Genomic DNA, 1733 nt, shown 5'->3' on the forward strand with positions numbered 1-1733 from the left:
GATTAGCCATAAGCCACCACACCTTCGTCATCCCAGGGCGGAGCAAGGAGCGCAGCGACGCGGCGCAGACCCTGGGATCATGCCTTTCCTCGGAGCGCTGCTGCGGTGGAGAACCTTTGATCGCGGCAGGACAGAGGGGGGCGCGAAGGATCGCTACAGGTCAGCATTTATCCGGAGCCGCTGCATTCTTCGGCTGAGGGAACGGCATGGATCCCAGGGTCTGCGCCGCGTCGCTTCGCTCCTTGCTCCGCCCTGGGATGACGAAGGGAGGGATGTTTCAGCCAATCCTAGAGGTTTGCGATTTGCCACTGAAATTGGCTGAGAGGAATTGTCGACGGTCGCTGCCGATCGGCCCAACCTGTCAAAATCACTGTGCAGAGGAACTAGCGATGAAGTCTCCCGACGGCGCCTCGATACAAGAAGCCGAGATCGCGATCATCGGCGGCGGTATTGCCGGAGCGAGTGCGGCCTATGAACTGGCGGCCGTCTCGTCGGTCATCCTGCTCGAGCGGGAAAGCCATTGCGGTTACCATTCCACCGGCCGGTCGGCCGCGAGTTTTACGGAGAATTACGGCAACGCCATCATCCGACGGCTGGCGATCGCCAGCCGGTCTTTTCTCGAAGCGCCGCCCGAGGGCTTTTGCGATCATCCCTTGATGCTTCCGCGTGGGATGCTGACCATCGCGCGCCAGGATCAGCTCGGCCGGCTTGAAGAGGAACTCGAAAGGGCCCGCCAGCTCGTGCCGTCGATCCATCGCGTCAGCCCCGAACAGGCGTTGGCGCGCGTGCCGGTGCTGCGAGCCGATTATGTCGCCGGTGCGATCGTCGAACCAGGCTGTCGCGAGATCGACGTCAACGAACTCCACCAGGGTTTCCTGCGCAATGCGCGCAAGCGTGGCGGCCTAATCGTCACCAATGCAGGCGTCGACGCGATCGAGCGGCACAAGGATCGCTGGATCCTGCAGACGAGCCAGGGACTGTTCGCCGCGCCGATCCTCGTCAATGCGGCCGGCGCCTGGGCCGACAGGATCGCCGCTTTGGCCAAAATTGCGCCGATCGGCCTGGTGCCGAAGCGACGCACCGCCTTCCATGTCGCGGCACCGGATGATGTCTCCATTGCCGGCTGGCCGCTGGTCAACGATGTCGGCGAGGAATTCTACTTCAAGCCGGACGCCGGCCGGATTTTCGTCTCGCCGGCGGATGCGACAGCGAGCGGGCCGATGGACGCCTATCCCGACGATTTCGACGTCGCCGTAGGGGTCGATCGGCTGCAGCGGGCGACGACGATCGACGTGCGCCGGATAGAACATCAATGGGCGGGGCTGCGCAGCTTTGTGCGCGACGCCTCGCCGGTGGTGGGCTTCGACGACAAGGCCGAGGGTTTTTTCTGGCTGGCGGGCCAGGGCGGCTACGGCATCAAGACATCGCCGGCGCTGGCCCGGGCATGTCGGGATCTGATCCGTACCGGACGCTTGCCGGATGAGCTGTTGCGTCAAGGCATCGAGGCGGGCGATCTTGCGCCTGGCCGGATCAGGACGACATTCGCGCCAGAGGAAAAAGCACCGTGAGCAAGGGATGACCGCATGACGATCGAACGCTTCGAGAACGGACCACGCTTCTGCCGCGTGCTCAGCCACAATGGTATTGTCTATCTGGCCGGCATGACGGCCGACGATCCGTCGGGCGACACCACGCAGCAGACGCGCGACGTGCTCGACAAGATCGACGCCTAT

1 protein-coding gene is annotated in these 1733 nt (G+C 63.8%); it reads left to right on the forward strand.

Features of this window, described 5'->3' with window-relative positions; genetic code table 11:
• The first annotated feature begins 389 nt into the window (after positions 1-389).
• Complete coding sequence (locus EOA86_RS33400; protein ID WP_128345446.1) at positions 390-1568, forward strand: FAD-dependent oxidoreductase; 1179 nt, start codon at positions 390-392, stop codon at positions 1566-1568.
• The last annotated feature ends 165 nt before the right edge of the window (positions 1569-1733 follow it).

The organism is Mesorhizobium sp. M5C.F.Ca.IN.020.32.2.1, assembly GCF_004023105.1.
GTDB lineage: Bacteria > Pseudomonadota > Alphaproteobacteria > Rhizobiales > Rhizobiaceae > Mesorhizobium > Mesorhizobium wenxiniae.

Coding starts and splice junctions, on each gene's coding strand:
- EOA86_RS33400 (WP_128345446.1), top strand. CDS start 390: ATGAAGTCTCCCGACGGCGCCTCGATACAAGAAGCCGAGATCGCGATC.